Annotated in this window: 22 protein-coding genes; 9 read left to right on the top strand and 13 right to left on the bottom strand. The window is 56.7% G+C overall.

The window, feature by feature from the left end:
- Positions 1-58: 58 nt before the first annotated feature.
- Positions 59-601, top strand: a complete 543-nt coding sequence (gene yjgA / locus B4M48_RS17605; RefSeq protein ID WP_065648113.1) for a ribosome biogenesis factor YjgA — start codon at positions 59-61, stop codon at positions 599-601.
- 55 nt (positions 602-656) lie between these two features.
- On the opposite strand, the gene mpl is transcribed toward yjgA, so the two are convergent.
- Positions 657-2,012: a UDP-N-acetylmuramate:L-alanyl-gamma-D-glutamyl-meso-diaminopimelate ligase gene (mpl, locus tag B4M48_RS17610; RefSeq protein ID WP_039380571.1), complete on the bottom strand. Its 1,356-nt coding sequence runs from the start codon at positions 2,010-2,012 to the stop codon at positions 657-659.
- Positions 2,013-2,180: 168 nt separating this feature from the next.
- On the opposite strand from mpl, the gene fbp reads away from it, so the two are divergent.
- Entirely contained in the window at positions 2,181-3,188 is a 1,008-nt protein-coding gene (gene fbp, locus B4M48_RS17615) for a class 1 fructose-bisphosphatase (RefSeq protein ID WP_039380574.1), read from the top strand.
- Between the two features lie 55 nt (positions 3,189-3,243).
- Here the strand turns inward: fbp and B4M48_RS17620 are convergent, their stop codons facing one another.
- Positions 3,244-4,803, bottom strand: a complete 1,560-nt coding sequence (locus tag B4M48_RS17620) for a methyl-accepting chemotaxis protein (RefSeq protein ID WP_039385652.1) — start codon at positions 4,801-4,803, stop codon at positions 3,244-3,246.
- Positions 4,804-5,063: 260 nt separating this feature from the next.
- Here B4M48_RS17620 and B4M48_RS17625 point away from each other — a divergent pair, with 260 nt between their 5' ends.
- Entirely contained in the window at positions 5,064-5,513 is a 450-nt protein-coding gene (locus B4M48_RS17625) for a DUF441 domain-containing protein (RefSeq protein ID WP_039380575.1), read from the top strand.
- Positions 5,514-5,614: 101 nt separating this feature from the next.
- On the top strand, positions 5,615-6,145 hold the full coding sequence (gene ppa, locus B4M48_RS17630) for an inorganic diphosphatase (protein ID WP_039380576.1): 531 nt from the start codon (positions 5,615-5,617) through the stop codon (positions 6,143-6,145).
- A 72-nt stretch (positions 6,146-6,217) separates the two neighbouring features.
- Here the strand turns inward: ppa and B4M48_RS17635 are convergent, their stop codons facing one another.
- From B4M48_RS17635 to tamA, 3 genes are read right to left on the bottom strand one after another with little or no spacing between them, the layout of a single operon-like run.
- The gene (locus tag B4M48_RS17635) at positions 6,218-6,571 is read right to left on the bottom strand and encodes a gamma-glutamylcyclotransferase family protein (RefSeq protein WP_039380578.1); all 354 of its coding nucleotides are present in this window, start codon (positions 6,569-6,571) and stop codon (positions 6,218-6,220) included.
- Positions 6,572-6,573: 2 nt separating this feature from the next.
- Entirely contained in the window at positions 6,574-10,344 is a 3,771-nt protein-coding gene (gene tamB, locus B4M48_RS17640) for an autotransporter assembly complex protein TamB (RefSeq protein ID WP_283341419.1), read from the bottom strand.
- Complete coding sequence (tamA, locus tag B4M48_RS17645; protein WP_039380582.1) at positions 10,341-12,080, bottom strand: autotransporter assembly complex protein TamA; 1,740 nt, start codon at positions 12,078-12,080, stop codon at positions 10,341-10,343. The genes tamB and tamA overlap by 4 nt, the downstream gene beginning before the upstream one ends.
- Before the next feature lie 451 nt (positions 12,081-12,531).
- Here tamA and B4M48_RS17650 point away from each other — a divergent pair, with 451 nt between their 5' ends.
- The gene (locus tag B4M48_RS17650) at positions 12,532-13,869 is read left to right on the top strand and encodes a hemolysin family protein (protein WP_039380584.1); all 1,338 of its coding nucleotides are present in this window, start codon (positions 12,532-12,534) and stop codon (positions 13,867-13,869) included.
- Between the two features lie 98 nt (positions 13,870-13,967).
- On the opposite strand, the gene B4M48_RS17655 is transcribed toward B4M48_RS17650, so the two are convergent.
- Positions 13,968-14,174 carry a DUF1107 domain-containing protein gene (locus tag B4M48_RS17655; RefSeq protein WP_039380586.1) on the bottom strand — a complete coding sequence of 69 codons (207 nt, stop codon included), beginning with the start codon at positions 14,172-14,174 and terminating at the stop codon, positions 13,968-13,970.
- 311 nt (positions 14,175-14,485) lie between these two features.
- On the opposite strand from B4M48_RS17655, the gene B4M48_RS17660 reads away from it, so the two are divergent.
- A complete protein-coding gene (locus B4M48_RS17660; protein ID WP_039380588.1) occupies positions 14,486-15,043 on the top strand; it encodes a YtfJ family protein in 558 nt (185 codons plus the stop codon).
- Positions 15,044-15,072: 29 nt separating this feature from the next.
- Here the strand turns inward: B4M48_RS17660 and cysQ are convergent, their stop codons facing one another.
- Entirely contained in the window at positions 15,073-15,819 is a 747-nt protein-coding gene (gene cysQ / locus B4M48_RS17665) for a 3'(2'),5'-bisphosphate nucleotidase CysQ (RefSeq protein WP_039380590.1), read from the bottom strand.
- A 294-nt stretch (positions 15,820-16,113) separates the two neighbouring features.
- Between cysQ and B4M48_RS17670 the strand changes: the two genes are divergently transcribed.
- Positions 16,114-18,045 carry a bifunctional 2',3'-cyclic-nucleotide 2'-phosphodiesterase/3'-nucleotidase gene (locus B4M48_RS17670; RefSeq protein ID WP_276524716.1) on the top strand — a complete coding sequence of 644 codons (1,932 nt, stop codon included), beginning with the start codon at positions 16,114-16,116 and terminating at the stop codon, positions 18,043-18,045.
- A gap of 138 nt (positions 18,046-18,183) precedes the next feature.
- Here the strand turns inward: B4M48_RS17670 and fklB are convergent, their stop codons facing one another.
- Positions 18,184-18,804 carry an FKBP-type peptidyl-prolyl cis-trans isomerase gene (gene fklB, locus B4M48_RS17675; RefSeq protein WP_071669180.1) on the bottom strand — a complete coding sequence of 207 codons (621 nt, stop codon included), beginning with the start codon at positions 18,802-18,804 and terminating at the stop codon, positions 18,184-18,186.
- Between the two features lie 185 nt (positions 18,805-18,989).
- On the opposite strand from fklB, the gene B4M48_RS17680 reads away from it, so the two are divergent.
- Positions 18,990-19,655, top strand: a complete 666-nt coding sequence (locus B4M48_RS17680) for an OapA family protein (RefSeq protein WP_175540481.1) — start codon at positions 18,990-18,992, stop codon at positions 19,653-19,655.
- Between the two features lie 56 nt (positions 19,656-19,711).
- Here the strand turns inward: B4M48_RS17680 and rplI are convergent, their stop codons facing one another.
- From rplI to rpsF, 4 genes are read right to left on the bottom strand one after another with little or no spacing between them, the layout of a single operon-like run.
- Positions 19,712-20,161, bottom strand: coding sequence for a 50S ribosomal protein L9 (gene rplI, locus B4M48_RS17685; protein WP_065648101.1), 450 nt, complete (start codon positions 20,159-20,161; stop codon positions 19,712-19,714).
- A gap of 39 nt (positions 20,162-20,200) precedes the next feature.
- Positions 20,201-20,428: a 30S ribosomal protein S18 gene (gene rpsR / locus B4M48_RS17690; protein ID WP_000135199.1), complete on the bottom strand. Its 228-nt coding sequence runs from the start codon at positions 20,426-20,428 to the stop codon at positions 20,201-20,203.
- A gap of 4 nt (positions 20,429-20,432) precedes the next feature.
- Positions 20,433-20,750: a primosomal replication protein N gene (priB, locus tag B4M48_RS17695; protein ID WP_071669179.1), complete on the bottom strand. Its 318-nt coding sequence runs from the start codon at positions 20,748-20,750 to the stop codon at positions 20,433-20,435.
- 6 nt (positions 20,751-20,756) lie between these two features.
- A complete protein-coding gene (rpsF, locus tag B4M48_RS17700; protein WP_039380603.1) occupies positions 20,757-21,152 on the bottom strand; it encodes a 30S ribosomal protein S6 in 396 nt (131 codons plus the stop codon).
- A 382-nt stretch (positions 21,153-21,534) separates the two neighbouring features.
- On the opposite strand from rpsF, the gene B4M48_RS17705 reads away from it, so the two are divergent.
- Positions 21,535-21,738: a hypothetical protein gene (locus tag B4M48_RS17705; RefSeq protein WP_039380605.1), complete on the top strand. Its 204-nt coding sequence runs from the start codon at positions 21,535-21,537 to the stop codon at positions 21,736-21,738.
- Between the two features lie 19 nt (positions 21,739-21,757).
- Here B4M48_RS17705 and yjfP read toward each other — a convergent pair whose 3' ends face one another.
- Complete coding sequence (gene yjfP / locus B4M48_RS17710) at positions 21,758-22,507, bottom strand: esterase (RefSeq protein ID WP_094112187.1); 750 nt, start codon at positions 22,505-22,507, stop codon at positions 21,758-21,760.
- Positions 22,508-22,643: the final 136 nt, after the last annotated feature.

Consider the following 22,643-nt stretch of genomic DNA (forward strand, 5'->3'; position numbering starts at 1 on the left):
ATTTCGCAGTCGCCCGATAAACTGGTAGGATTAGCCTCTTTTTTTAAGGAGCCAAGAGATGACCAGGCAGCCCGAAGACTGGCTCGACGATGTACCGGATAATCAGGAAGAAGAAGATGAAGAGATTATCTGGGTCAGCAAAAGTGAAATTAAACGTGACGCCGAAGAGCTAAAACGCCTCGGTGCCGAGCTGGTTGATCTGGGGAAAAACTCCCTGGATAAGATCCCGCTCGATGAGGATCTGCGCAACGCGATTGAGCTGGCGCAGCGTATTAAGAAAGAGGGTCGCCGTCGCCAGCTGCAGCTGATTGGTAAAATGCTGCGCCAGCGCGATGAAGATCCGATCCGTCAGGCGCTGGACAAGCTGAAAAACCGTCACAACCAGCAGGTGGCGCTGTTCCACAAGCTGGAGCATCTGCGCGATCGCCTGATCGATCAGGGTGACGACGCGATGACCGAGGTGATCACGCTCTATCCGCAGGCCGATCGGCAGCAGCTGCGCAGCATGATCCGCAACGCGCAGAAAGAGAAGGCGGCGAATAAAACGCCAAAAGCAGCCCGGCAGATCTTCCAGTATCTGCGCGAGCTGGCTGAAGCGTAAGAGGCGGCCTGCCGGCCGCACGCTCTCCGGAGGCGTCCTGCAGGACGCCACGGCCTTAGCGTCCCAGTCGCTCCAGCAGTTTTTGATGGATCCCGCCAAACCCGCCGTTGCTCATCACCAGAATTGAGTCGCCTGGCTGCGCCTCTTTCGCAATCATTTCCGTCAGCGTATCGACGTCCGCACTCCACTGCGCAGGCGGAATACAGGCGTCTGCCACGTCGGAGACCTGCCACGGAATATGGTGCGGCTGGAGCAGGAAAACCTTGTCTGCCCGACCCAGCGACGGCGCCAGATCGTTTTTACTGACCCCCATTTTCATGGTGTTGGAGCGGGGCTCCAGTACCGCGAGGATGCGCGCCCTGCCACCTACTTTGCTGCGCAGCGCCGCCAGCGTGGCGTGTATCGCCGTCGGGTGGTGGGCAAAATCGTCATAGACCTTGATACCGTTGACCTCACCGCGCAGCTCCAGCCGGCGGCGCGCGTTGATAAAGCTGCTGAGCGCCTCGCCCGCATCTGCCGGTTTCACACCCACGTGGCGCGCGGCGGCAATCGCCATCAGGCCGTTATGCATATTGTGTTCGCCGACCAGCCCCCAGTTCACCTCGGCCACTTTTTCCCCCTCCAGCCAGACTTCCCAGCGGGCGGCGTCTGGCGTCAGCTTTTTCGCCTGCCAGTGGCCATGTTCGCCTGTGGTCTCCTGCTCGCTCCAGCAGCCCATCGCCATCACCTGCTTCAGGTTGTGATCGTGTTCCGGCAGCAGGATTTTGCCCTGGCCGGGTATGATGCGGATCAGATGATGGAACTGCTTCTGGATAGCGCGCAGGTCGTCGAAGATATCTGCATGGTCAAACTCAAGGTTATTGAGGATTAGCGTACGCGGGCAGTAGTGCACAAACTTGGAGCGCTTGTCGAAGAAGGCGCTGTCATACTCATCCGCTTCAATGACAAAGAATGGGCTTTTTCCTAATTTTGCCGAGACGTCGAAGTTGCCCGGCACGCCACCGATAATAAAGCCTGGTTCGAGGCCGCACGCCTCGAGGATCCACGCTGCCATGCCGGCAGTAGTGGTTTTACCGTGCGTTCCGGCTACGGCCAGCACCCAGCGATCGCGCAGCACAAAATCGTGCAGCCACTGCGGCCCGGAGAGGTAGGGAATGTTGCGCTCCAGCACGGCTTCAACACAGGGATTACCGCGCGTCATGGCGTTACCGATAATCACCAGGTCTGGCGCCGGATCGAGCTGCGACGCCTCGTAACCCTCAGTTAATTCAATGCCTTGCTGCTCAAGCAGCGTACTCATCGGCGGGTAAACATTTGCGTCCGAGCCGGTTACCTGATGTCCCAGCGAACGCGCCAGCATAGCCAGGCCGCCCATAAAAGTGCCACAAATGCCGAGGATGTGAATGCGCATAAATAGATCCATTAACTGAAAGTTCGGCGCACAGTGTAACCCCGAGTCTGAAGGGAAGAAACGGATTAGGACTATGGTTTTTAAAGTTCAATCGGCTAAACTGCGTACGCATACGTTGGCAGTTTGTTACAGCTGCTGCCACTCCATCGTAGATTCAGGGAATGTGTTATGAAAACGTTAGGCGAATTCATCGTCGAGAAGCAACACGACTTTCCTCACGCCACAGGTGAACTGACGGCGCTGATTTCCTCCATTAAGCTGGGCGCTAAAATCATTCACCGCGATATTAATAAAGCGGGTCTGGTGGATATTCTGGGTGCCAGCGGCGTGGAAAACGTGCAGGGCGAACAGCAGATGAAGCTGGACCTCTTCGCGAATGAAAAACTGAAAGCTGCCCTGAAAGCGCGTGGTGTGGTTGCCGGCATCGCCTCTGAAGAAGAGGATGAGTTTGTTATCTTTGAAGGCTCGGAAGATGGCAAATATGTGGTGCTGATGGATCCGCTGGATGGCTCATCCAACATTGACGTAAACGTTTCTGTCGGAACCATTTTCTCTATCTATCACCGCATCAGTGAACCCGGTACGCCGATCACGGAAGCGGACTTTATGCAGCCGGGGAATCAGCAGGTGGCCGCAGGTTATGTGGTGTATGGCTCCTCAACCATGATGGTCTATACCACCGGCGTCGGCGTGCACGCCTTTACCTATGATCCGTCGCTCGGCGTTTTCTGCCTGAGCCACGAGCGCATGACCTATCCGGCAAAGGGCTACACCTATTCCATTAACGAAGGTAACTACATTCGCTTCCCGCAGGGCGTGAAGAAATACCTGAAGTTTTGCCAGGAAGAGGATATCGACACGCATCGTCCTTATACCTCGCGCTATATCGGTTCGCTGGTGGCAGACTTCCACCGTAACCTGCTGAAAGGCGGCATCTACCTCTACCCAAGCACCGCCAGCCATCCCAACGGCAAGCTGCGCCTGCTGTATGAGTGCAACCCGATGGCGTTTCTCGCCGAGCAGGCGGGCGGTAAAGCCAGCGACGGTAAAAACCGTATTCTTGACCTGCAGCCTGAAACGCTGCACCAGCGCTGCCCGTTCTTCTGTGGTAACGAAGCGATGGTCGATGATGTTGAGCGCTTTATCCGCGAATATCCGGATAACCACGGCGCCTGAGCCGTGCCGGACAGTAAAAAAACCCGCCGCTGAGCGGGTTTTTTATGGTTTGCGCTTACGCCGCGGCGATGCGGAACTGCGCCATTGAGGCCTGCAGCTGCTGCGACTGCGCTTCCAGCAGCCGGGTGGCGGCTCCCGCCTGCTCCACCAGCGCCGCGTTCTGCTGCGCCGCTTCATCCATCTGCGTCACCGCCATATTGACCTGCTCAATACCGCGACTCTGCTCGTCAGATGCACCGGAGATCTCTTTCATCAGCGTCGTTACGCGCATCACTTCACCGGCGATCTCATCCATGGTCGCCCCCGCGCGCGTCGCCATCTCACTGCCCTCTTTCACCCGCGTCTGCGACTCGCTGATTAATGTCCGGATCTCTTTCGCCGCGCTGGCGCTGCGTCCTGCCAGCGTACGTACTTCATTCGCCACCACGGCAAAGCCCCGGCCCTGCTCGCCAGCGCGCGCCGCTTCTACCGAGGCGTTAAGCGCCAGAATATTAGTCTGAAAGGCAATACCGTCAATCACGCTGAGAATATCTGCGATGCGGTTGGAACTCTGCGTGATCTCCTGCATCTTCTCCATAACGTAGCACACCACTTCGGCACCGCGGCCGGCGGTGTCAGAGACGCTGCTGGCGAGCTGATTTGCCTGCTGCGCATTAACGGCGTTGAGCCGCACGGTGGCGGTGAGCTGTTCCATGCTGGCAGCAGTCTGCTCCAGTGATGCGGCAGACTCCTCGGTACGCTGTGAGAGATGCACCGTACCGGCCGCCAGCTCGCGGCTGCCGGTATCGATCTGCAGGCTGGCTTCGCGCACCTGACTGACAGAGTGGCGCAGCGCGCGCTGCATAACGGCCAGCGCCTGATTCAGACGGCCAATCTCATTGTGACCGGCAGCCGGCAGCGGCTGCGACAGATCGCCCGCAGCCACCTGCTCCAGATGCCGGACGGCGCTCTCCAGCGGACGCAGCAGCGCCTGACGCAGCAGCAGCCAGGCCAGGCCGGTCAGCAGCAGGGTGAGCGCCACCGCAATGCCGATCAGGATTTTCATCTGCCACTCATTGTGCGCCGCCTGCGCCAGCCGTGCGGCAGAGACCTCATCGGCGTAGAGGCTGAATGCGTTAACCGCACCGGCATAGCGGGCCGCAAGCTGCGATACATTGCCCTCCAGTACCTGGTAATATTCATCGGTATACTGCTTTTCCAGCGCGGCCATCATCGGCGCAACTGCACCCTGCTGATACGCTTTATAGGCGGCGGCGATCGCCTCCGCCAGCGTTTTGCCGTGAGCCGTTACGGTGCCGGCGTCGATAAACGCCTGCAGATGCCGCTGCGAGCTGGCGACGTCCGCGGCGGCCTGCTTCGTGACGGCGGTCCCCTCATCCAGCAGACCAATCTCAATTTTGCGCACCGCCAGCGCGGCGCTGGCGCGTGCGCGCATCAGGTCGGCGTTGCTCTGATAAAGGCTGTTCAGTTCAATTCCCTGAATACGATTGATGGCGTTAAGCGACTGATTACCGGCATTGATGGCGTAAATGCCCATGCCGCTGACGGCCAGCAGCAGCAGCGTCATGCAGATAAGCAGCGAAAGTAAGGCAGTGCGAAGCGAGAGCTGAGCAATCATGATAATTCCCGTATGCGGTAAAAAAGGGAGAATCCAGTGACCCTAAACGAAGAAATTATCGGCTGTGACGTGCGGAAACTTTACCGGTGCCTGACGATCGGGCGAATGATGATCGCTCATGCTGTGAATTTTCTTTACTGCAGCAGAGATAATTATGCATAAGCCGGTTGCGCCATTTTTTCTGATGGTTGATAAAGGACAGCAGACAAACCGTTGCATGGCTCATTGTCAGCCTGCTGATTATTTATGGAGAAATCATGGCCCCCTACGCCTCAACGCTGATCCTTATCTGTCTCGCCATACTGAGTTATTTTGTTCATAACAGCGCTGTGACGATTTCGATTCTGATCCTGCTGGCCATCAAGCTCACGCCGCTGGCGCAGTTTTTCCCTTACGTGGAGAAACAGGGTATTCAGATGGGAATTATTATTCTGACCGTCGCCGTCATGGCACCGCTGGCGAGCGGCACCCTGCCGGTGAGCGCCCTGCTGAAATCATTTGCCAGCTGGCAGTCCATCGTGGCAATTCTGGTTGGCGTATTTGTTGCGTGGCTCGGCGGGCGCGGCGTCAGCTTTATGAGCATTCAGCCATCGGTGGTTGCCGGGCTGCTGATTGGTACCGTGATTGGCGTGGCGTTCTTTCGCGGCGTGCCGGTAGGGCCGCTGATTGCGGCGGGCATTGTCTCGCTATTTGTGACGGCGAAGTAGCGGGCTTGGAGCATTCCGAAACGCCAAAAAGGGGGCATACTTTCAGAGTCAGTTGGCTATAATAGCCGTCACTCAACATACGACTAATGAAGGAAAGCCAGATGAGTCTGAACCAGGTGCCTGCAGGTAAAGATCTGCCAGAAGATATCTATGTAATTATTGAGATCCCGGCGAATGCCGATCCGATCAAATATGAAGTGGATAAAGAGTCTGGCGCCCTGTTTGTAGACCGCTTTATGTCTACCGCCATGTTCTATCCGTGCAACTACGGCTACATCAACAACACGCTGTCACTGGATGGTGACCCGGTTGACGTGCTGGTGCCAACCCCTTATCCGCTGGTGCCGGGTTCAGTGATCCGCTGCCGTCCGGTTGGCGTTCTGAAGATGACCGATGAGTCTGGCGAAGATGCCAAACTGGTGGCGGTGCCGCATACCAAACTGAGCAAAGAGTACGATCACATCAAAGATGTGAACGACCTGCCAGAGCTGCTGAAAGCGCAGATCACCCACTTCTTTGAGCACTACAAAGATCTGGAAAAAGGCAAGTGGGTGAAGGTTGACGGCTGGGATAACGCAGAAGCGGCCAAAGCTGAAATCATCACCTCTTTCGAGCGCGCGCAGCAGAAATAATCTTTGCCGGGCAGACCGGCTGAGATGCGCGTTACCGATAAAAAAACACCGCCTTTACGGCGGTGTTTTTATTTATGCATCTGCAGCGTCATCGCGTTGCAGCCAGTCGCCGCTGGCAATGTGCGGTCGCCCCGCGACTGAGCGCTGGTAGACGTACAGCCAGGCGCTGCCGTAAGGCGTCTGAATAAGCTGACGCTTATACTCGCCGTTCTTGCAGCGCAGGGCATCCAGCTCACCGAGCGTGCTGGCATCAATGCGGTATACCTCACCCAGGACGGTTCCTTCGCCCTCCACCACACCCGGGTAAAGCCCCAGATTATAGAGGTCAAACCCCTTAATCTGGTGCTCGCCGAGCCACTGCGCATTGGTCATCCAGTGACTATTTCCCTGCTTGCGCCGTAAACTGCCGTAGACAATTATTCGCATTGCTAGAACTCAAACTGATAGAGCAAATCCAGCGCCTGATCGAGACCAGACACAGCTTCCAAATAGAGTTTTGGCATCAGGCGATAACGCAGAGTCAGCGTCGCCAGTGAGTCAAAGATACCTACGCCATATTTCACCTGCAGCCCCGGCAGCACATAGCCGCTGACCTGAACCTGCTGGCTGTCACCTACGCCTGTGGTATCAAGCGCAAGATTACTGACGCCAAACGTCTCACCGATTTTACCCACAACCTGCCCACTTTGTGCAACCCCCAGCCCCACCAGCGCGGAGGTTAATGCATTACTGTCACCGTCGCTGTTCAGTCCCTGACCGCGTAACAGGTAAGAGAGCGCTTCCTGCTGCGACATGGCCGGATCGGAGAATACTTCCACTTTCGGCTCATCCGCCAGACCGGTCACGCGCAGACCCGCCGTGACATCATCTTCAGTGGCATCCGGGTTGCGGATCGCTTCCAGATTAACATACGGCTGATCCGGCGGGCCGGCAAACTGCAGCTCACCTTTGCGGACGATCAGATCCTGCCCATAGGCGTGGAAACGGCCTGACGGAATATTGATCTGCCCGTTAAGGCCGAGTCCGGTTTTATCCTGTACCAGCTTCAGGTCGCCGCTGAGGCGCGCTTTCAGGCCAAACGCGGAGAGGCGCACATCATTGCCGACGTGGATCACCAGATTACTGTTAATCGGGATGGCAGCCGTTTTTGGCGCTATAGGTTTGAGGTTCTCATCCAGCATCACTTCATCCGATGAGACGCCGGTAGCGCTCGCCGGCACCTCCTGTACGGTGATACGCGCCCACGGCACATCCACTTTACCGTCCAGGCTGAACGCGGCAGGCGTCGCCTCAAAAACCAGATCCGGCGAGACATCCATGCGCACCATCGGCGGCACGGTAACGCGAATGCGGCTGCCCTGCGCCGTGACACGCGCACGCCAGTTATCGAGCTGGCTCCAGTCAGCATTTCCGCCCAGATTCAGGCTGCCCTGCTGCGTCTGAATCAGACCATTCAGCGTAGAGCTCATGCCGTTGAATACCATGTTCAGGTTAGCCGACGTCAGCGTCACCGGCATAAAGCTTGCCTGGGCGTTGACATCGCTCAGGCCGAGCTGGCCAAACACCTGCGGACGCTGCAGCGTCCCGCCCAGCCGCAGATTGCTGTTGAGCCTGCCCTGCACTTTCTCGCCCTGCGACAGCGCCGGATTCAGCATTGCCAGGGAGATGTTGCTGATGCCGATGTTGCCGGAGAGCTGTCGCCGGTTCTGCGGATCGTTGATCTGCACGTTGCCGTTAAGCTGGCCATTGTTAGCAATACGGATCAACCAGTCGAGCTGCGCGCGTCCGTCACGCAGTGCCGCGTTGAGGTTCAGCGTATCGAACGCTATCGGCAGCGCATTGCCCTGCACATCCTGCACGACTTTTACGCCACTGCCTTTCAGCGCCACGGTGCCGGTTGGCAGCGCGCCGTCCGCGCTCCAGTTAACGCGCACATCCCCGCTGAACAGACCGCTAAGCCGGGTGGCATCGGTCAGAAACGGCTTCACCATCGCCAGATCAAAGCGATTCAGCACAACGTGCGCCCGGCCGCTCGCGCCCGCCTCAATCGGTTCCGGTACGCAGAGCTGTGCATTGGGGTTCTGCCAGCAGTGCGGGCCAATGGTTGCGCTCTGCTTGCTGTTGAGATAGTCAATCGCCATGGCGCGCGTCAGGCGCCACTCACCGACCGGCGTATCAAAGCGGGTATTATTCAGCGCCCCCTGCCAGCGGCCAGCCTGGCGATCAAAGCTGCCGTTCAGCGCCAGCTGACCTGAAACCGGCTCACCCTGAACATTGAGTTTCAGCTGATGCTGCTTCTCGCTACCGTCGGCGTTCAGCGTCAGCAGGTTGATTTTCAGCGCCTCCTGCTGCAGCTGTTCCACGCGCAGCTGCAGCTTGCCGGCCACCTGCTCACCCGACTTAATGTCGCTCTGCAGCGTGGCGCGACGGATCAGCAGCTGCTGCCAGCGCAGGCCGGTAGCGGTAAGATCGGCCAGCAGCTGCGGCGCCTGCAGCGTGCCGCGCGCGTTGATAGCACCTTTAACGACGCCGCCAAGGCCCGGCAGCGCATTGTCGAGACGCGGTGCATCCACAATCGCATCCAGATTCAGCGTATCGCCCAGTTCGCCTTTTACATCCAGATAGTTACGTCCCAGCGCCACATTCAGGCCCGGGATTTTCCACTGGTTGTAGCTGTTACCGCTCAGGGAGCCTTGCGCGCGTACGGCATTCTGCTTCACGTTACCGTTAAGCTCCAGCTGCGGTACGCGCAGCTGCCAGCTGCCGCCGTAAAGGCTGCCGCGCGTGGTGATTTTGCCATCCAGCTTCGCAGGCCAGTCAGGATACTGCTTCGCCGTATTGATACCGGCCAGTGTCAGCTCGCTGCGCCAGCTAATCGCTTTGCGCCAGTCCACCAGCGCCGAGAGATCGATGTTGCCCTGCAGCGCGGCGACGCGCAGTTTATCCAGCGTAAACTGCTGCTCGTTGCCGTTGCCATCGAGCGTAATCGTTGCCGGTGGGATCGCCTCGCCTTTTACCGCCGTACGCAGCGACATCACATAGTCGGTGGCTTTGCCTTTGAACTGATAGTCGAAATTATCTGCCTGGTACTGCACCGGTCCGGTCAGCGGCCAGCGCAGCTGCGGGCTGGTCAGCGTCAGCGACAGCGGCAGTTCAGCGACGGCAGGCTGTGCCGTCGCCGCAAGCTGCGCGCGCACCGGTCCGGAGAGGTTCAGCCCCAGCTGCAGCTCGTTGCGCATTTCACCGCCCAGCGTCAGCTTCACTTTTTCGCCTTTTACCGGATCGATATTCAGCGCGCCGTTCAGCGTGAAGTTAACCGGCCAGTTGCCCGCCAGCTGCGCGTCACCGCGGGCGCTCACCTGGCCCTGGGGTGAATCGATATCAAACGTCTCCAGCTGCAGATGCGTATCTGCCGTTTTGGCTTTTACCAGCAGGCGCGAGAGAGTGAGATCCGTATCCCCGGTAATGCGCAGCTGCTCGCCGAGCAGCGACTGGACGGTAATATCCAGCGGCAGACGGAAGTCAGGCAGCTCCGGCAGCAGCGGTTTGGCAAACAGCGCCTGCAGCGTTTCGCCCAGCGGTTTTTCGTCCGGCTGCGGCTGCTGAACTTTCGGCTGAACAATCTCTTCATTCGCCACCTGAGCCGCTTTTGGCAGCGCAATCAGCAGGCTCTGGATACGGGTAGGATAGAGCGTTAGCGCCCGATCCTGCCACTGCAGACCGGTGCTGAAATCGAGCAGTGAAATCGCCGTATCATCAACTTTAACGTTGATATTGTGCAGCGCGACATTCCGCAGCGCGATCGGGTAAGGCGTGCTGAGATTAGTACTGCCCGACTCCTCCGGTGGCGGCGGCTCGCTGGCCGGCGTCATTTTTTTGCTGTCGACCACCACACTGACATCCTGCAGCGCGAGTGCGTTGACGCAGACCGAGGAGTGCAGCAGGCAGTTGAGATCCAGCGCGAGATGAAAGCGCCCGGCATCCACGCTGACGCCCGGCATCTCATATTTCACATTATTCAGCGTCAGATTGCGCCAGCCGCCGTCAACCTTGCCGATTGAGAGACCGGGCACCCAGCGGTCAGCCCCTTTCAGCAGCAGATGCAGACCCGGCGTCGTGCCAACCAGCAGCGCCACGCTGCCCAGCAGAACGACCAGAAAAATAATCAGGCCAATCAGGACCTTTTTCCACAGCTTCATAGTTCCGGCCCCAGTCCGACATAAAATTGCAATCCATGCTCCTTGTCATCGCCAACGGGCCGGGCGATATCAAACTTAATGGGCCCGACCGGCGAAGACCAGCGCACGCCTACGCCTGCACCCGTCTTGAAGTTGCTCTGCTTAATATCATTAACCGCTTCCCCGGAGTCGATAAATACTGCGCCCCACCACTTGCCGGAGACGTTGTACTGATACTCCAGCGATCCGGTTGCCAGTTTCGAGGCACCGGTCAGCTTGCCCTCTTCGTCGCGCGGCGAGATATTTTTATATTTATAGCCGCGGATGCTGCGATCCCCGCCGGCAAAGAAACGCAGGTCGGGCGGCACTTTTTCAAAATTATTGGTTTCAATCCAGCCCAGGTTACCGCGTGCCACAAAGCGATGTTTATCCGCCAGCGTACGGATCCAGACGTTCTGCGCCTGCAGGATCAGGAAGTCGACATCGGAACCCCAGGTGGTATCAGAAACGTCGACCGAATAGCGCTGTGAATCGCCCCACGTGGGCATCAGCCCGCCGCGCGACCGCGTGCGGTTCAGGCTCAGGCCCGGATAGAGCAGCATGGTGGTATTGGTCACGTTACCCTGGGTAAAGTGATCGAGACTCCAGCGCAGGTTAACCGCTTTCTGCCAGCCGGAGCTGCTGTCCCAGTTACGCGACATCGCCAGCGTTGTGGTATCCGATTTCGTATCGTTGAGATCGGTACGTTTCAGGCCGCCGGAAAAGGTGTAGTACTGCTCCAGCGGGCTTTTCAGCAGCGGCACTTTGTAGCTGAGATCGAGCTGCTGCTCCGGCGCGGAGACATAGGCGCTGGCCGCAAGACTGTGGCCACGATCGTTAACCCAGGGTTTTCGCCAGGTGCCTTTCAGGCGCGGGCCGACGTCAGTGGAGTAGCCTACGCCGGTTTCGATGGTATTTTCCACGCGCGGCGAAAGTGCAGCGCTGAGCGGCAGCACTTTGGTTTTACGCCCTTTATCAAACTCCGGGGCCACCACGACAGAGTTAAACCAGCCGGTGGCGGAAAGGCGGCGATTCAGCTCAGCCAGCTCGCGTGAACTGTAGGGATCGCCTTTCTTAAACGGCACCAGATTATGGAGGTAAGCTTCATCTATCTGCGAGCCTTCAAAGCTGACGTCGCCAAAGCGGTAGCGCGGGCCGCTGTCGTAATCGATATCCCAGAAAGCCAGCCGCCGCTCTGCGGAGACGCCGAGCTGGCTCTTTTTGAAATCACCATCAAAATAGCCGTTACGCAGCGCCAGGTTAGAGAAACCGCTTTTGAATTTATCGTAGGTGCCGTGGTTCAGCTGCGAGCCCACTTTTGGTCTGCCCTGCTTTACCCACGCCCGGTAGTCCGGATCCTCTTTCGCTTCACCCTCGATCACAATGGTGCTGCCGCCGATTTTTACCGGTTCGCCGGCTGTCACATGGGCAATCAGAACCGGACGACCACCCTGTGGCGGGGGTGGACGCGATTCAAAGTCAATCTGCGGTTCATAGTAGCCGAGCGCGCGCAGTCCCTCTTTAATGGCATTTGAGACGCGCGCCTGAAAGCGCCCGTCACTGGAGACTTCATCGCTGCCAATAGTGGACAGGCGCGCCCTGACATTTTTTTCTAAATCCCCGGTAAGACCTTCTACCTGCAGTCGCACTTTCGCTGCCTCAACGGCAGGCGCAGCAAGCAGCAGGCTGGCCAAACAATAAGCATGAAATCGCGGCACGCGTACTCCTGTTATCAATGCCTGCCCCCCTTCCGCAGGGGCGTTAATCAGTCAGGCAGGGTTTCACTTCCCCCATTTACCCATCAGCATAGCCATCTTTTAGGGCAAGCGGCTACGTTAAACCCACGACTAAGCCAAATTGATCGCTATTGTCGGTAATTGATCGCGGTGATACAACCGGGATGCCGTGCTTCTGTGCGCCGCTGCGCTGCTGCCGGATAAATCTGATGTCACCGATCGTGCCTCTGGCGGCATGACAGGCGCTGCTGCTATAATCACCGACCAGCAGGCCCTGCCTGCATTCAATTCTGCCCCGACGTTACTTTCTATTGTCGAACTGGCGCAGACATTTTTGGCACGGATAGCCCTGTCAGACTGGTGTGTACCGGACGTACCCCTCTTCGCGCTGCCCAGGCCAAAAATGACAAGTGATTAACTCAACGGATCTTTTATGCTAGATAGCCTGCTTGTCATACTTTTACTGATTGTCATCAGTTCCTTTTTTTCTCTTTCGGAGATCTCGCTGGCGGCCGCCCGCAAGATCAAACTTAAACTGCTGGCTGATGAAGGCAATATCAACGCGCAGCGCGTGCTGAAGATGCAGGAACAGCCCGGCATGTTTTTTACCGTGGTGCAGATCGGCCTGAATGCGGTAGCGATTCTGGGCGGTATCGTTGGTGACGCAGCGTTCTCCCCCGCTTTCAGCAGCCTGTTCAACCGCTTTGTGGAGCCTGAGCTGGCGGAAAAGCTCAGCTTTATCTGCTCCTTTACTATCGTAACCAGCCTGTTCATTCTGTTTGCTGACCTGACGCCCAAGCGCGTCGGCATGATCGCCCCGGAAGCCGTCGCGCTGCGTATCATCAATCCGATGCGCTTTTGCCTGCTGGTCATGCGGCCCCTGGTCTGGCTGTTCAACGGCCTCGCCAACGTCTTTTTCCGTCTCTTTAAGCTGCCGATGGTACGCAAAGATGATATTACCTCTGACGATATCTATGCGGTGGTAGAAGCGGGTGCGCTGGCCGGCGTGCTGCGCAAGCAGGAGCATGAGCTGATTGAGAATGTGTTTGAGCTGGAGTCGCGCACCGTTCCCTCTTCCATGACCTCGCGCGAGAACATCGTCTGGTTCGATCTGCGTGAAGATGAGCTGAGCCTGAAAACCAAAATCGCCCAGCACCCGCACTCAAAGTTCCTGGTGTGCGACGGCGATATCGATCATATCGTCGGCTACGTTGACTCTAAAGAGCTGCTGCTGCGCGTACTGGGTAATCAGAGCATGGCGCTTAACAGCGGCGTCCAGATCCGCTCGGCGCTGATTGTGCCGGATACGCTGACGCTGTCGGAAGCGCTGGAGAGTTTTAAAACCGCCGGCGAAGACTTTGCCGTGATCATGAATGAGTATGCGCTGGTGGTAGGTATCATCACGCTGAATGACGTAATGACCACGCTGATGGGCGACCTGGTGGGTCAGGGGCTGGAAGAACAGATTGTCGCGCGCGACGAAAACTCCTGGCTGGTCGAAGGGGGCACCCCGATTGATGATGTTATGCGCGTGCTGGATATTGATGAATTTCCACAGTCCGGCAACTATGAGACCATCGGCGGCTTTATGATGTATATGCTGCGCAAAATCCCGAAGCGCACCGACTTCGTGAAGTTCTCCGGCTATAAGTTTGAGGTGGTGGATATCGATAGTTACCGTATCGATCAGCTGCTGGTGACGCGTATTGATGAACGCCCGCCGGCGCTCAGCGTGAAAACCAGTGATGATGAAAATCCATCGCTCTCCTGATCGATAAGCGCATGGCCGTGAAACTACAGCGCTAAAACAGAAACAGCAGAAACATCAAGGGCGCCAGCGGCGCCCTTTTTACTGCCTGATTTTAACGCTTAGTTATACTCAGCCTGCAGTCGCAGCACCTGACGATTGATTTCTGACATCACGCTGAGGTGCTGTTTATCTTTAACGCGTGGCAAAATCACTTTGCCTTTATCAAACTCAAACGCGCCAACATCCTTGATATACAACCTTCCTTTAAATAGCGTTTTCACATATTTCGCAATTTGCAGCGGATTATATCGCTGGAAGATCTTCATGCTGTTTAACTCCTGAACAGATGTAATACGCTTCGCCGTTGCCAAATGGGTACGAACTCATGAAGCGCAAATGAGGCCTAAATATAGAACAGGATTTTTGATCCGGGTTCCGGAAACATGAATTTTTTACTGAATTGACACATCATTACAGACAACTCTGTCATTCAGCTCACAAAATCCAGTATAAACCTTTGTTGGTTACAGATTTGTGGCGCAGGTTGCAAAGCTGCCAGGTTTTCGCGACAGGCGCATCATCCGCGCTTACCATGACAAAAATATGACCAACTGGTCTGATCACTAAGGAGCACTCTATGCGTCTGGCCCTTCCCCTGCTTGCGATCGCCCTGCTATTGCCTGGCCTGGCAGCAGCACACGCTTTTAAAACCGGCGAACGCGTGCCGCCGGTGGGTGTTGCCGATCGGGGCGAGCTGATGTATCAGCAGGATAAGTTCAGCTATCAGCCGTGGAACAGCGCTCAGCTTAGCGGCAAAGTACGGGTGATCCTGCATCTCGCCGGACGCATCTCAGCTAAAGAGCAAAACGCGGCGCTGATTGAGGCGATCAAAGCAGCCCAGCTACCGCACGATCGCTATCAGACCACCACGCTGGTCGATACCGATGACGCCATTCCGGGGACCGGCATGTTTGTGCGCAATAGCATTGAAAGTAACAAAGCGCAGTTCCCCTGGTCGCAGTTCATTATCGACAGCAACGGCAGCGCGCGAAAAGCCTGGCAGCTGGGAAAAGGGGAGTCGACCGTAGTGGTGCTGGATAAAACGGCACATATCCGTTTTGCGAAAGAGGGAGCGCTGACGCAGGATGAAGTTAAAGAGGTGATGACGCTGCTTCACTCTCTGCTGCAGCCGTAAATAATGGGAGGCGTACGCCTCCCGATGCATTAAAACAGAGAAACGCGGAAACCGGGATTCAGGAAGGATTCGCGCGGCGTATAGTCAAGCGTACGCCCCTGCCAGTCATGCACATGGGCCCCCGCCGCCAGCGCAACCGCATGGCCTGCACCGGTATCCCAGATATTGGTAGGCCCGAAGCGCGGATAGAGCTGCGCTTTACCTTCGGCCACCAGGCAGAACTTCAGCGATGAACCGATAGCCGTGGTCTGGTGTTCGCCCAGCTGCGTCAGGTACTCCTTCAGCTCCGGATCGTTGTCAGCGTGCGAGCGGCTGACGACGACCAGCGGTGGCCGCGCATCCAGCACGTGAATGCGGGTAGTCTGCCCCGCCTCCTCTTTCCACGCTTTACCCTCTGCCGCTGAATAGAGCACGCCCAGCGCCGGCGCATAAACGACGCCCATCACCGGCTTACCCTGATCGATCAGGGCAATGTTGACGGTAAATTCACCGTTACGCTTGATAAACTCTTTGGTGCCATCCAGCGGATCAACCAGCCAGTAACGCTGCCACTGCTGACGGATCGCCCACGCTGGCGGATCCTCTTCAGACAGCACCGGCAGATCGGGCGAGATCGTCTTCAGGCCCTGCATGATCACATCATGTGCGGCCAGATCCGCCGCGGTAACGGGTGAATCATCCGCTTTACTGGTCACGTTCATCGGCTGCGCGCCGTCGTAGACCTGCATAATTGCATCGCCTGCGTCACGCGCCAGCTGGCAAATTTTCTCTAACATGCTTCACCTCATTTTCGCAGAAATGCACGTTCCGACCCGGACTGTTGCTCTTCAAAGTCTGGCAGGTAAAGCCCCGCCTGTCTGTTGCCCGGCATCGTGTTCAATAATAGATCGTAATATCAATACCATAGATTGCAAAGGGTAACTATGGCGCATTGCTGAATCGCCTGAGGTCGCGGAAAAAAAGCAAAACCCCGATATCTATCACAAATTGAACTGATAATTTGTCATGGTTTTACATTATTTTGAGAGGCCTATTTGGTAAACAAGGAGAGAGCCGTGTTCAGAGTGAACATGTCGTTACTGGCGCTGTGTCTGGCAGCCGCTACCGCTCAGGCTGCGACTGTGGATCTGCGTATTCTGGAAACCACCGATCTGCACAGCAATATGATGGATTTTGATTATTACAAAGATAAATCCACGGAGAAGTTCGGTCTGGTGCGTACCGCCACGCTGATTCAGCAAGCGCGCGCCGGGCGCAAAAACAGCGTGCTGGTCGATAATGGCGATATCATTCAGGGCAGCCCGCTTGGCGATTATATGGCGGCAAAGGGGCTGCAGCCAGGCGAAGTGCATCCGGTTTATAAGGCGCTGAACACGCTGGATTACGCGGTCGGCAACCTGGGAAACCACGAGTTCAACTACGGCCTTCCTTATCTGCAGCGCGCGCTGGCAGGTGCACGCTTTCCCTATGTGAATGCCAATATCATTGATGAAGCCAGTGGTAAGCCGCTGTTTACGCCCTATCTGATTAAAAAGACCCTGGTAACCGATCGCAGCGGCGCTCAGCACACGCTTAAGATTGGCTATATCGGCTTTGTGCCTCCGCAGATTATGGTATGGGATCGCAATAATCTGCAGGGTAAAGTGCGGGTTGATGACATTACCGCAACCGCCAAACGCTATGTGCCGGAAATGCGCGCTAAAGGTGCTGACATTATTGTTGCCATTCCCCACTCCGGCCTGAGCAGCGAGCCCTATCATGCGATGGCGGAAAACTCGGTGTGGTATCTGAGCCAGGTGCCGGGTATCAACGCGATTATGTTTGGTCATGCACATGCCGTATTTCCCTCTAAAGAGTTTGCTGCCATTAAAGGTGCGGATATCACTCAGGGGACGCTGAATGGCATCCCCGCGGTGATGCCGGGGATGTGGGGCGATCATCTTGGCGTGGTCGATCTGGTGCTGAGCAACGATCGCGGGCCGTGGCAGGTGACGCAGGGAACCGCCGCTGCCCGGCCGATTTATGACGCAGCGGCGAAACGATCGCTGGCGGCAGAAGATCCCGCGCTGGTTGCGGTATTGGCTGAAGATCATCGCGCCACGCGCGAGTTTGTCGCCAAACCGATCGGCAAATCGGCCGATGTGATGTACAGCTATCTGGCGCTGGTGCAGGACGATCCCACCGTGCAGATTGTGAATAACGCGCAGCGCGCCTATACCGAACGCTTTATTCAGGGCGATCCCGATCTGGGAGGTCTGCCGGTGCTGTCGGCAGCCGCTCCGTTTAAGGTGGGCGGCCGCAAAAACGATCCCGCAAGCTATGTGGAGGTTGAGAAAGGAGAGCTGACGTTTCGTAACGCCGCCGATCTGTATCTCTATCCCAATACGCTGGTTGTAATGAAAGTGAGCGGCGCTCAGGTTAAGGAGTGGCTGGAGTGCTCAGCCGGGCAGTTTAATCAGATTGACCCACACAGCAGCAAGCCGCAGTCGCTGATTAACTGGGATTTTCGCACTTACAATTTTGACGTAATAGATGGCGTGAATTATCAGATTGATGTGACGCAGCCCGCCCGCTACGACAGCGAATGTGCCCTGATTAATCAAAATGCGTCACGCATCCGCCAGCTTACGTGGCAGGGTAAGCCGGTTGATCCTGCGGCAACCTTCCTTGTGGCGACCAATAATTATCGCGCCTGGGGCGGTAAGTTTGCCGGTACCGGCGAACCGTTTGTCGCCTTTGCCTCACCGGATGAGAATCGCGCCGTGGTGGCAGCCTATATCAGCAGCCAAAGTAAGCAACAGGGCGCCGTGCAGCCGCAGGCAGATCATAACTGGCGTTTAGCGCCCATAAAGAGCCAGACGCCGCTGGATATTCGCTTTGAAACGGCACCGGGTAGTAAAGCAACGCAGTTTATAAACCAGTATGCCGACTATCCGATGAAGCCAGTAAGCACAGACGAGACGGGCTTTGCTATCTGGCAGGTCAACCTGCAGCATCCCTGACCCCGCCCGCCTGTCACCAGGGCGCCATTAATGGCGCCCCTACATTCGATCCCCACACGCAACAAGGGCGCCATTAATGGCGCCCCTACATCGGCCAACCCGTAGGGGCGCATTTATACGCCCCTGGCGGCGAAGCTATTACAGGATTTCCAGCAGCTCAACTTCAAAAATCAGGGTGCTGAATGGCGGGATTGAGGCGCCGGCACCACGCTCACCGTAGGCGAGGTTGTGCGGAATAGTCAGCTCCCATTTTGAGCCAACCGGCATCAGCGTTAATGCTTCGATCCAGCCAGCGATAACGCCGGTAACCGGAAACTCTGCTGGCTCACCGCGGGCAACGGAGCTGTCGAACACGCTGCCGTCGATAAGCTTACCGGTGTAGTGCACGCGTACGCGATCCTGACGTGACGGAATCGGACCATCGCCCTGTTTGATCACGCTAAACTGCAGACCTGACTCCGTCGTGCTTACGCCTTCACGCTGGGCATTCTGCTCCAGGAACTGCTGACCCTGTGCGGCCATCGCTTCGGTGCGCTCGCGGCGCACGCCTTCTGCACGCTCGTGTACTTCGCGCAGCGCACGGTGTACCACATCAACCGGAACCGCCGGTGAGTTCCCTTCCAGCGCGTCGCGCAGACCTGCCAGCAGTGCTTCAGGCTGCAGACCCTGCAGTCCAGACTCCTGCAGCTGCTGACCAACCTGTAAACCGATACCGTAACTTGCTTGTGATTCGACGCTGTCAAATGAAGGGGTCGTCATCTTGATTCCTTAATCCCGGATAAAATTGAACCGGCAGCATAGCAGCGCACGCGGCTGGCGTAAAATCTCACGCGGTGCGTGATGACATTTGGCGACGAAACAGAAACAATACGCAGGTCAAATTTTTCAATGCTGGCGGGCACTTCCTGCTGTCATTGCCCATACTGTAAAACAAGAGAGATAACATGGGCCAGATTGCCCCGCGACGTCGCCGGACGCGCACCACGCGAACGCTGTTACCCTGGCTGCAACGCTGGCTGCCAGCCAGACTGCATAAAACCGCTGGCGAGGAGGATTCACCTATGGCCACAGATACCCCGTCCCGCATGCCTGCTGCCCTGCAGCGCGTCTGGCACCTGCTGGATGATGTACGCTGGATGGATCCCCTGCCGCCGCTTCATCGCCGCGGCATCGTTATTGCCCTGATAATCGTGCTGCTGGCGTTTCTCTGGCCGACCAGCAACGGCAAATATCCGGTTGAACGTTCGGTTGAGAGTCAGCCGAAAGAGGTACCAATGCAGGCGGAGCTTTCTGGTAATCAGGATAGCGCTTCTGCGCCGCAAAACGGCCAGCCGGCTATTGATGCGCAGGGCACCTGGCGCAGCTACAGCGTAGCCTCGGGCCAGACGCTGGCGCAGCTGTTCCGGGACAATAATCTGCCGGTTAATGATGTGTTTGCGATGGCGCGCGTAGAGGGAGAAGGCTCGCCGCTGAGCTCGCTGCAGAGCGGTCAGCAGGTGAAGATTCGGCAGAATGGCGACGGCGTAGTGACCGGTCTTACCGTTGATGGCAGTAACGGTCCGGTGCTGTTTACCCGTCAGCCCGACGGCACCTTTATCCGCGCTCAGTAAGCGCCGGAAACAAAAACGCCGGCACAGGGCCGGCGTTTTCGCATTACTGCATAAAATTATGCAGCAACTACATTCACAACCAGTTTAGCGAAAACTTCGCTATGAACCTGGAAGTCAACTTCATGCTCACCGGTGGTGCGCAGAACGCCGTTCGGCAGGCGAACTTCGCTCTTAGACACCTCAACACCTGCTGCAGAAACTGCATCAGCGATGTCGCGGGTACCGATAGAACCGAACAGTTTACCTTCGTCGCCTGCTTTAGACGCGATGGTAACGGTGCCCAGGCCGCTGATTTTCTCAGCACGTGCGTTGGCAGCTGCCAGAACGTCAGCCAGTTTGGCTTCCAGTTCAGCACGACGAGTTTCAAAGAACTCAACGTTTTTCTTGGTAGCAGGAACAGCTTTGCCCTGTGGTACCAGGAAGTTACGAGCGTAGCCCGCTTTAACGTTAACCTGGTCACCCAGGCTGCCCAGGTTTGCTACTTTATCAAGCAGAATAACTTGCATTACCTTATCCTCTTAAAGTCGTTAATGGACAGTTGCCGATTACTGATGACGATCAGTGTACGGCAGCAGAGACAGGTAACGCGCGCGCTTGATAGCACGAGCCAGCTGACGCTGGTATTTAGCACGAGTACCGGTGATACGGCTTGGAACAATCTTGCCGCTTTCAGTGATGTAGTTTTTCAGCGTTGCGATATCTTTATAATCGATCTCTTGAACGCCTTCCGCGGTGAAACGGCAGAACTTGCGACGACGGAAATAACGTGCCATTTGGCTAGTCTCCAGAATCTATCAATTCAATCTGCTCGGCATGTAACACAAGTTTGCTCTGGCCATTGCGTGCCTGATGGCAGCTAATAAAACCTGTGAGCGTGAGTTGCGTGCCGACCGTTATATGTTGAGTAATCGCCTGATGGGCGCTGCCGCTGATAATCACCGGCATCTGACACCAGGCTTGCCGGTGAAACCCGGCCTCCTCCTGCACAGAACGATGCTCAAGCATGAACTGGCAGTGTGGGATCCCTGACGGACTGACGTTTCGAACTGGCGTCCTGCACACAGTGCCGGACAGACGCAGCTGATTTGCCGTCATCGGGAATTACTCTTCAGAATCCCCAGCATCTGACTCTTCTGCCGATTCGTTAGCGAAATCTTCGCGGCGCTCACGACGCTCGTCTTTCGCTTTAACCATCGGAGAAGCTTCAGTTACCGCGTGCTTAACGCGCATAACCATGCTGCGGATAACGGCGTCGTTGAAGCGGAAGTTAGTTTCCAGCTCGTCGATCACTTCCTGCGGCGCTTCTACGTTCAGCAGAACATAGTGAGCTTTGTGCAGTTTGTTGATCGGGTAAGCCAGCTGACGGCGGCCCCAGTCTTCCAGACGGTGGATCGTGCCCTGTGCACCAGTGATAGCACCAGTGTAACGCTCGATCATGCCCGGAACCTGTTCGCTCTGGTCAGGATGGACCATAAATACGATTTCGTAATGACGCATCGATAGCTCCTTACGGATTATTCAGCCTCCTGTCAGGGTCAGCTGCGGCCCATGGAAGCAAGGAACGTTATAGGTTGCATATCATCGTTAAATGACACACACCTCTGAATGCAGCTGAAAAATTGACGCGTAATCATACTGGCCTCAGGGGCTAAACACAAGCGCACATTTCGCCTGTTTTGCACAGGCGTGCCAGACAGCGCGCCTTTTTGTGCTAAGCGTGCAACTTCAGCCTGTTACGCGCGTTTTTTCAAAAACATTGAAGTACGCGTTCAAAAAGCCGCTCTGGCGCTGCGCTGGTTAAAAACTAAACTCTATAAAAGCGCCCTGAAAAATGCACCGCGTGCGCGATTGATGAAGTATCACAGGTGAGGAGTCGATTATGAAAGCTGTCATTGTCGCCACTTTACTGAGTCTCTTTCTCTCTTCCCCCGCCATTGCCAGCGTTACTGACTCTGCGCAGCAGATGAGAAGCAGCAGTAAAGCGGCTTCAGGCTATATCTATGTTAACCGGCTGGATGCGCCGGCTGATAACCCGTTTACCGCTGCGCAGCGCCCCGCCGATCGACTGTCCGGGCAGCGCTGAAGTCCCCGCTGGCGGCTGCTCAGAGGGAACGCGTAAAAAACGCCACCAGCGCGGTGAGCGCGGCGGGCGTGATTTTATGCCCGATCTGCGGCTCAGACAGGAACGTAAGCTGACCATCCTGCTGTGTGGCGCGCAGCGCCTCTGCAAGGCGCTGCGTCTCAGCGAAAGGCACCACCTCATCCGCTTCGCCGTGCCAGAGCAGCAGCGGCCGGCTGGCAAGCCGGGCCAGCTTTGTGGCGGGATCGTAAGCGCTCAGCGGCGCCAGGCGCGCAGCAAGCAGCTGCTGCTGCTCAGCGGTTTTCGGTACCAGCGGCGGGAAGAGCTGCTCGCTGAGCTGCCGGAAATAGCCCGATCCCATCAGACAGCCAACACTCTGAATGTGCGGGTAGCGCGCCATGGCTCCCAGCGCCGTCATCCCGCCCATTGAGGCCCCCGCCACCGCAAAACGTTCGCCGGCGATCCAGCGGTTGTCACGCAGCGCGCTCTCCAGCTGCGGCAGCTCATCAATATTCTGGCGCAAAATCTCCCAGAAACGCGTCATACGCAGTGCGCTGTCGCCCTGATAACGCGCCCCGTGCATCTCTGCATCGGGCATGATGACGCGAAATCCTGCCTGCGCCAGCGCTACAGCAAAGTAGCTGTAAACCTCTTTTGATGAGGTAAAGCCATGGTAAAAGAGAATGGCGGGCAGCGGAGTCTGCCGCTGACCGGCGGGTGCGGCATGAATACACTCGATTCCTGCCAGAGTCTCTGTTGTCAGTTCAATCACGGTAGCGCTCCTGAATAGCGTGCATCTGATACCGAGTGTACCTGTTCTCTGCCGGCGCGTTAGCAGATTAACGTCGCTGCTTTTTCACCCTAAACCTTTGCCGGTTTTTGCCGTTGATCGTTCTCCCCCATTCTAA

It is taken from the genome of Pantoea sp. UBA6567, assembly GCF_002434165.1.
GTDB lineage: Bacteria > Pseudomonadota > Gammaproteobacteria > Enterobacterales > Enterobacteriaceae > Pantoea > Pantoea eucrina.

Excerpts from the sequence above, each read along its gene's own strand:
- priB (WP_071669179.1), bottom strand. The coding sequence starts at position 20,750 with ATGACGGCAAATCAGCTGCGTCTGTCCGGCACTGTGTGCAGGACGCCA.
- fklB (WP_071669180.1), bottom strand. The coding sequence starts at position 18,804 with ATGACGACCCCTTCATTTGACAGCGTCGAATCACAAGCAAGTTACGGT.
- B4M48_RS17635 (WP_039380578.1), bottom strand. The coding sequence starts at position 6,571 with ATGCGAATAATTGTCTACGGCAGTTTACGGCGCAAGCAGGGAAATAGT.
- B4M48_RS17660 (WP_039380588.1), top strand. The coding sequence starts at position 14,486 with ATGCGTCTGGCCCTTCCCCTGCTTGCGATCGCCCTGCTATTGCCTGGC.
- ppa (WP_039380576.1), top strand. The coding sequence starts at position 5,615 with ATGAGTCTGAACCAGGTGCCTGCAGGTAAAGATCTGCCAGAAGATATC.
- fbp (WP_039380574.1), top strand. The coding sequence starts at position 2,181 with ATGAAAACGTTAGGCGAATTCATCGTCGAGAAGCAACACGACTTTCCT.
- B4M48_RS17680 (WP_175540481.1), top strand. The coding sequence starts at position 18,990 with ATGGGCCAGATTGCCCCGCGACGTCGCCGGACGCGCACCACGCGAACG.
- yjgA (WP_065648113.1), top strand. The coding sequence starts at position 59 with ATGACCAGGCAGCCCGAAGACTGGCTCGACGATGTACCGGATAATCAG.
- cysQ (WP_039380590.1), bottom strand. The coding sequence starts at position 15,819 with ATGTTAGAGAAAATTTGCCAGCTGGCGCGTGACGCAGGCGATGCAATT.
- rpsF (WP_039380603.1), bottom strand. The coding sequence starts at position 21,152 with ATGCGTCATTACGAAATCGTATTTATGGTCCATCCTGACCAGAGCGAA.
- B4M48_RS17670 (WP_276524716.1), top strand. The coding sequence starts at position 16,114 with ATGTCGTTACTGGCGCTGTGTCTGGCAGCCGCTACCGCTCAGGCTGCG.
- mpl (WP_039380571.1), bottom strand. The coding sequence starts at position 2,012 with ATGCGCATTCACATCCTCGGCATTTGTGGCACTTTTATGGGCGGCCTG.
- B4M48_RS17655 (WP_039380586.1), bottom strand. The coding sequence starts at position 14,174 with ATGAAGATCTTCCAGCGATATAATCCGCTGCAAATTGCGAAATATGTG.
- rplI (WP_065648101.1), bottom strand. The coding sequence starts at position 20,161 with ATGCAAGTTATTCTGCTTGATAAAGTAGCAAACCTGGGCAGCCTGGGT.
- rpsR (WP_000135199.1), bottom strand. The coding sequence starts at position 20,428 with ATGGCACGTTATTTCCGTCGTCGCAAGTTCTGCCGTTTCACCGCGGAA.
- B4M48_RS17650 (WP_039380584.1), top strand. The coding sequence starts at position 12,532 with ATGCTAGATAGCCTGCTTGTCATACTTTTACTGATTGTCATCAGTTCC.
- B4M48_RS17625 (WP_039380575.1), top strand. The coding sequence starts at position 5,064 with ATGGCCCCCTACGCCTCAACGCTGATCCTTATCTGTCTCGCCATACTG.
- B4M48_RS17705 (WP_039380605.1), top strand. The coding sequence starts at position 21,535 with ATGAAAGCTGTCATTGTCGCCACTTTACTGAGTCTCTTTCTCTCTTCC.
- tamB (WP_283341419.1), bottom strand. The coding sequence starts at position 10,344 with ATGAAGCTGTGGAAAAAGGTCCTGATTGGCCTGATTATTTTTCTGGTC.